Genomic DNA, 6,692 nt, shown 5'->3' with positions numbered 1-6,692 from the left:
CTTCCAAGCCGTCTGTTAGCTACGGAGCAGCTTGGCCTTTACTCCGACCGGACTTTCACCGGCAAGTTGTGCCTAGCTTGGCTAGGCGCGCAAGTCCTAGACTGCCGCTGTTTATTGAACTATCGTACCCTTTAGTTCAATGCCCATCTCCAGTCTAATACTTTATTTTCGTTGAACAGCCTGATGGTCAAAAAAATCGCGAAGCCGCTTCAGGAACGATACGATCGTCAGAAGCCCTTTGTCGAAATTGTACAGATGAAAATGTTCGTTCGGCGCATGCAGATTCTCGTCCGGAAGGCCAAAGCCCATCATAACGACAGGAGTCGCCAGTTCGCGGGAGAAGGTTGCGACGATCGGAATCGATCCTCCGTCTTTCGTGAACAGCGCGCGCGTGCCGTAGACGTCTTCGTAAGCATCCGCAGCCAACTGCAGCATCCGGTCGGAAGGATCAATATTGAAAGCACGGCCCTTTTCGCCGTCTTTAACTTTCAGCTTCGCACCGGGCTGAACATGCTTCTGCAAATGCCGTTTGATCTTGTCCAGAATGTCCTGCGGGTCCTGGTCTCCAACTAGACGGCAGGTGATCTTGGCATGCGCTTCCTTCGGAATGACCGTCTTGGTGCCTTCGCCCTGAAAGCCGCCGTAAACGCCGTTCAGTTCAAGCGTCGGCCTCGCTCCGACTCGTTCCACAAAGAAGAAGCCTTCTTCACCGTATAACGCGTCAAGACCAATACTTGCCTTCAATTGATCTTCATCCATCATCTGCTTAGCGAACTCTTCTCTCATGAGTAGCGAAAGCTCCGGCACACCTTCATAGAATCCTTCGACGCTTACGCGGCCCCGATCATCGTGCAAAGTCGCAAGCAATGAGACGAGGGCATGGAGCGCGTTGGGAACGCCCCCGCCGTATGTTCCGGAGTGCAAATCGGTATTCGAGGTGTTCACGGTGATCTCAAGCGAACACAATCCCCGAAGTCCTGTACTGATGGCGGGCTTGCCCGGCTCGAGCAGCGATGTGTCCGAAATCAGGACGACGTCAGTGGCCAGCTTGTCCCGATTCGTCGTCAAGAAAGGGGGGAGGCTCCGGCTGGAAACTTCTTCTTCCCCCTCGATGCACAGCTTGATATTGACCGGAAGCCGCTCTTCCTGATTCAATATGGCTTCAATCGCTTTGATATGCAGAAACACCTGGCCTTTATCGTCCGTCGCGCCCCGCGCGTACAGCTTGCCGTCCCGGATGTCCGGTTCGAAGGGAGGCGTCGTCCACAAATGCAGCGGATCGACTGGCTGCACGTCGTAATGGCCGTAAACAAGCACGGTAGGTTTGCCGGGAGCATGAAGATGATCGGCATACACGATCGGATGGCCGTCGGTTTGATGCACTTCCACGTTCTCAAGGCCCGCGCGGGTGAGCGCGTCCGCAAGCCATTCGGCCGCTTTGTTCATATCCGCTTTATGCGCTGAAAGGGCAGATATGCTCGGGATGGACAACCATTGCTTCAGTTCGTCCAACTGCTGTTCCCTTAAGTTTTGAAAATAGGTTTCATAACTCATAAGTGATTTCATACTCCTTCCTTTCAATTTATATCCATATCATATACCAACGCCAAGCAAAGATGCCAGAGACTTGATGTAGCTTGTTGGCTTGAAAGTAATAACGGTATATTCCGCGAGTTATTCTTTATAGAAAGAGATCTTCCTTAATAATTTCCTCAATCTCCGTCTTGGATTCCGCGTGCGAGTACAGCACCGCTATTGGGATGTGGCTGATACGTGTTCTCGGCGTCTATGCTTTATGTATTTCCTTGCAACTGGAGAGTGCCTGCCTTCGATTTGTTGATTAGGGGGTCACCTTAAGAACCGGAAAAATCGTTCGCTAAGCAATGCATGTTAAAAAAGAGCAGGTTACCACAGCGCCTGCTCCTGACATAGTCATTTTGCTATCGTTTCNGATCCTCTGACTGCCGCTACAGCCGGAGAATCCCTATTAAAGTAACGTGCCCTTTAGGCCGCTGGGTCAACTGCACAACTAAGCTGGAACGTAGGTCAACCTGATCACCTTCTCGCCAATTCGATCGCTTGCCACGAGGCGCAGCGGCGGCCGCGGACCGGCGAAGAACGGCTTGCCGTGACCCAGCACGACTGGATGGAGATAGAGTCGATACTCATCAACGAGACCGAGCTCCGTTAGACTGTGGGCCAACTCCGGCCCGGCAACTTCAATCTCCCCTTCATGCTGAGCCTTCAGCCCACGTATGGCCGCTGCGAGGTCGCCCTCGATCAGAGAAGCGTTCGGACCGACGGAATTTAACGTCCTCGACACCACCCACTTCGGTTTGCTTTGCCACGCCGCTGCGTATTCCCGTTCCGGCGCATCCCATTCAAAATGGTCTCCGTCCCAATACCGCATGGTCTCGTACATGCGGCGCCCGTACAGGCTGCCCGCTAGGCCGCGCACGTCGTCGATGAAATGACGGAATAGCACGGGGTCGGGCTGAAATGCCGTGTGGTCGTGGTCGACGAATCCGTCCAGAGACTGGTTCAATGCGAAAACGATCTTTGCCATGCGACTGACTCTCCTCCCTGGTTTTCTCGCATATTCATCATCAAGATTACACGTTCCAAATGCAGCCTCCTTTATGTCTACATTTTATCATCCAACAGCATATCCGGTTTCTCATGGATTGCTAATGTGCACAGTCCTGGCCTGACCGAATACAAATTTAATTTAACGAAGGATGGTAAATTAAACAATTCTTCCTGTTACTTCAATAAACCAAAGAGGAGTTGCCGCGAAGCGAGCTCCTCCTCTATCGTTTTCCGTTAGCTGAACAGCCTGCAGGATCTCGCCGGCAGGCTGTGTAATTAACCGGGTTGTCGCGATCTGATCGAGAATGGCTTGCTGCGCGGTTAGCTGCACCTTGCGATTAATCGTTAGATACAGATTCTGCCCCTTGACCGGCTTGGTCAGCTTCATGTCGCCGACGATCCGGCTCATGCTGTCGATTTGATAGGATTTATAACCGTTAAGCCCCCGCATCTCCTTCTGATACATCAACCCGATGCCGTCGTAGCCGACCTCCTCGGAATCCAAATACTTAAGCGTGGGATCCGATTGATCCGCGTTGATTTCTTTGTAAAAGTCCAGATTCTCCTTGGCTCCCTTCATCTTGTTCATATAGCCGACCAATTGAACTGCGACTCGGTCGGGACTGTACTGGCGGATGCGCTCCTCCACGATCTCCATGTCCGGATACTCGTCGCGGTGCTCGCTAAGATAGGCGATCTCTTCTTTTGACAGTCCCGATTTGATCCGTCGTTGTTGGAATGGCAGATGCGTTCTGCCTTTGATGTCCATAGCCTCGATAACTTGCTCAGTCGTCAACGGCTTGGAATTCGCTTCGCCTTTTTCGTTAAATAGCTACACGAGTTTTGCAGCCAGCGCCTCCGCCGCTTCTTGCTTAAAGCCTGTTTTGAAAGTAAAGTATAGGGACTGAGTTGAGATCGAATATGCGATCTGCTGTCCCGCCGAATCGTAAATATTGCCGCGGATGGGCGGGATGGATACGCCCTTCGTGATCATGCTTGTCTGGCGTTCCTAGAGACTCGGACCCTCGACGAACTGTAGATAAGCAAAACGTACGATTAGTGAAGAGAACAGGAGAAATGTAAGCATGAAAAAGACATTTAACCTAATACTGAAATGGCGACGGTTTCGAACTTTTTCTTTCGTACTTCGGTTTTATCATTAATTTCCATACCGTTCCTCATTCCGTCACTCGATACCCACCCTTTAATTGTCATATATTCAGACGAATTCCTTTTTAGAGAGGTTCAATCTTTATCCCTGCACAATAAGAATAAGCAACCTTACGGGAATGGCGAGTATCCGAACTCAATACCAAGTTATTTTTCAAAATTTACGCTTCCGAATCTATGAGACCGATGAATTCCCGGATCGGCTATCGTCTATATAAACGAAGGCATAAATGAACACAAACTAATTTGACGAAGAGGTGTTTTGAAAATGGCATTAACGTCCGCATTCACGAGCTTCAACCTGCCTGTAAAAAACGTAGAACAATCGAAAGCGTTCTTCACCGGACTCGGATTCGAGCTCAACCCGCAATTCCCCGAGAACGAGAATTCGGTAGCCATCGTGATCGGCGACAACCTGCAGGTCATGCTGATCAATCAAGCATTCTTTAATACGCTCACGGAGAAGGAATCCGTCGATACGAGCAAGTATGCGCAGATGACGATCGCATTGGCCTTCGAGAGCCGGGAAAAGGTCGATGAAATCGTGAATACTGCGGTCTCCTTGGGCGGGAAATTGCACGCTGAACCTGAAGATCATGGGTTCATGTATCATTGGGGCTTCGTGGACTTGGACGGCCATCTGTGGGCCATTAACTACATGAACATGGATGCGGCACAAGGTTAAGGCTACGGAGAGCACGCTCGTACTAGGGTTCAAAAAGAAAGACGCCGGGCATCTTCCCCGGCGTCTTCTTCGCGATGATTAGTTTTGTTCGGTATAGGCTTTGAAATTGTCCATGATCGCTTGCCAGCCTGCTTGCTGGAACTCGACGGGATTGGAGCTTTCCGCGTCGAACGTTTCAATGACCTTCGTCTCATTCCCTTGATCGACGAAAGCAATATCCACTCTTCTTCCGTCTTCCATGGTGTAGCCGATCGCCTCATGCCGATTCACGACATCGTAGACGCCGCCAAAATCAAAGCCCATGCTGCCATCCTTCGCTTCCATCCGTGTCAGAAACTTGCCGCCGACCCGCAGATCGTTTTCGGCTCTCGGCGCATGCCAGTCCTCGGACGCTTGATTCCACTTCGTGATGTGATCCGGCTCGGTCCAATAGCGCCATACCTTCTCGACAGGGGCTTGAATGACGGCTTGCACGGTTACTTTCGTCGGTTGACTCGTTTCCATTTTAAATAGACACCTCTCTCATGATATTCGTCGTTTGGTTATTCTCAATGATATAGACGTAAGCCAATGACGAAATTCATTGGTCAATTCGCTCAGGCAGCCCAAATCGCGAAAATAATGGCGTATGAATGAAGTTTTGAACGTGCAGGATTTGATTTTCTTTGGTTTCGATGACGTGGATGCCCCAGGGTACAAGGCCAGAGCCCTCTTTGCCCGGCATATACTGGGCTAACGCCGGATAACCGCCATTCACCGTAATGGGCACAAATCGCGAACCTTCGCAATGCCAGCGAGTAAGCGAATAGAAGGCGGACAAATCTTCCTTGCCGCGGATCCACATCTCGAAGGGCGGCATCGACATGCAGCCTTCCTCGTGGAACAACGCGACGAGCGCAGCAATATCGAATTGCTCGAAGGCCTCCACATACCGGGACAGCAGCTGCTGCTCCGGTTGAACGTCCATGCTGCTGAGCTCATCCGAGCGAAGCTGCGCCCGGTCCATCGTCTCTCGGGCTCTTTGCAAGGCGCTGTTCACCGCTGCAGGCGACATCGCCAACGTTTCCGCGATCTGCTTGGAGGACCATTCAAATACATCCTTCAAAATGAGTACCGCGCGCTGTCGCGGAGGCAAGGTCTGCAGGAGAGCGATGAAGCACAGTTGAAGGGTATCTCTGCGGACGAGCCGATCCTCCGGATTGCCCCCAAAGTCGGGAGACGGCCAGATCCAGGCAGAGTCCGGCAGCGTGTCGCGCGGCTCGACGATGGCGACGGCCGGGTCGAACAGGTCAACGGGAAGCGCGCGACGTTTGGATTGTCTCAGCTTGTCCAAGCACAGGTTGGAGGCAATCCGATAGACCCAAGTTTTGAACGAGGAATCCTGTCTGAACGTGCTCCAGCTCTGCCAGACCCGAATACTCGTCTCCTGAACGGCATCGTCCGCATCGTCCATGGAGCCTAGCATTCGGTAACAGAACGAGGTTAAGCCCGGCTTCAAGCTTGCAAATAATGGTTCGTCAAATGCGGTCTCGTTCATCGCGGCCTCCCTTAATGATCTCCCCGAAGGGTGGTATCTACATTATATGCAATGAAGCGGACAGCCTCAATCCGAATAAATAGGCAGGATTTAGTACTCATGGATAAAAATTTAGCACGATCGTACTAATAATTCAATAACCAATAAATTAACCCTTGTCTATACTTTAGAAATAATTCGCAATACCTCACGCCAGGACCTGAATACTGGAGCTATCCTGCCCGTTCGTATTATGAGGTCACCAGTTCTTTCTGGTAGACCTCATTTTTGTGTGGTCGTAAGATAGCGGTAGCCGGGGATCGAACGTTTCTGCCCGTGGGACTTGGATCCCGAGAGCTATTCAGTTCATCCCCCCTACTTGTTAAACCATGATTAGGCTGGTTGGGACAAGGATCCCGAATCACATGCGATACTGTGGACGACAAGAAGGTTAGGGGTTGCCGGTGAAAATAAGAGAAGGAGTGGTTTAATGAATCCTGTTATTGGTTTGGATGTATCTAAAGGAGAAAGTCATGCACAAGCTTTTTCAGATCGAGGAATTCCATTCGGAAAGACATTCCGATTTGAGCACAATCTGGAGGGATTAGCTTCCTTCCTCCGTTATATTCAAGATCTAGAATCCTTTACTGGTGAACGTCCGGCTGTTGTTTTAGAAGCAACGGGCCACTATCACAGTTCAATCATACAATTTTTAGATGAGCAGCATTATCT

The 6,692-nt window shown here is 50.8% G+C and carries 8 protein-coding genes; 2 read left to right on the top strand and 6 right to left on the bottom strand.

Features of this window, described 5'->3' with window-relative positions:
• Positions 1-162 precede the first annotated feature (162 nt).
• The 4 genes from ACFQ0C_RS11265 to ACFQ0C_RS11250 form a co-directional block, all read right to left on the bottom strand.
• Complete coding sequence (locus ACFQ0C_RS11265; RefSeq protein WP_379366762.1) at positions 163-1,554, bottom strand: dipeptidase; 1,392 nt, start codon at positions 1,552-1,554, stop codon at positions 163-165.
• Between the two features lie 475 nt (positions 1,555-2,029).
• Complete coding sequence (locus tag ACFQ0C_RS11260; protein WP_379366760.1) at positions 2,030-2,566, bottom strand: dihydrofolate reductase family protein; 537 nt, start codon at positions 2,564-2,566, stop codon at positions 2,030-2,032.
• A gap of 180 nt (positions 2,567-2,746) precedes the next feature.
• Positions 2,747-3,385: a penicillin-binding protein 2 gene (locus ACFQ0C_RS11255; protein ID WP_379366758.1), complete on the bottom strand. Its 639-nt coding sequence runs from the start codon at positions 3,383-3,385 to the stop codon at positions 2,747-2,749.
• A 36-nt stretch (positions 3,386-3,421) separates the two neighbouring features.
• On the bottom strand, positions 3,422-3,583 hold the full coding sequence (locus ACFQ0C_RS11250) for a hypothetical protein (RefSeq protein WP_262684643.1): 162 nt from the start codon (positions 3,581-3,583) through the stop codon (positions 3,422-3,424).
• Positions 3,584-4,027: 444 nt separating this feature from the next.
• Here ACFQ0C_RS11250 and ACFQ0C_RS11245 point away from each other — a divergent pair, with 444 nt between their 5' ends.
• A complete protein-coding gene (locus ACFQ0C_RS11245; RefSeq protein ID WP_007729208.1) occupies positions 4,028-4,444 on the top strand; it encodes a VOC family protein in 417 nt (138 codons plus the stop codon).
• Between the two features lie 78 nt (positions 4,445-4,522).
• Here the strand turns inward: ACFQ0C_RS11245 and ACFQ0C_RS11240 are convergent, their stop codons facing one another.
• Together ACFQ0C_RS11240 and ACFQ0C_RS11235 are read right to left on the bottom strand one after the other, a co-directional pair.
• Positions 4,523-4,948, bottom strand: coding sequence for an SRPBCC family protein (locus ACFQ0C_RS11240; RefSeq protein ID WP_028548475.1), 426 nt, complete (start codon positions 4,946-4,948; stop codon positions 4,523-4,525).
• Positions 4,949-5,024: 76 nt separating this feature from the next.
• Positions 5,025-5,981 (bottom strand): sigma-70 family RNA polymerase sigma factor, encoded by a 957-nt coding sequence (locus ACFQ0C_RS11235; protein ID WP_054975466.1) that lies wholly within the window; start codon positions 5,979-5,981, stop codon positions 5,025-5,027.
• Between the two features lie 469 nt (positions 5,982-6,450).
• Between ACFQ0C_RS11235 and ACFQ0C_RS11230 the strand changes: the two genes are divergently transcribed.
• Positions 6,451-6,692: IS110 family transposase (locus ACFQ0C_RS11230; protein ID WP_379366755.1), on the top strand; the 242-nt coding region annotated here is incomplete at its 3' end.

Source organism: Paenibacillus sp. GCM10027630, assembly GCF_042676305.1.
Classification (GTDB): Bacteria; Bacillota; Bacilli; order Paenibacillales; family NBRC-103111; genus Paenibacillus_S.
Note: the sequence above shows the minus strand (reverse complement) of the source record. Positions and strands in the feature narration are given on the sequence as shown.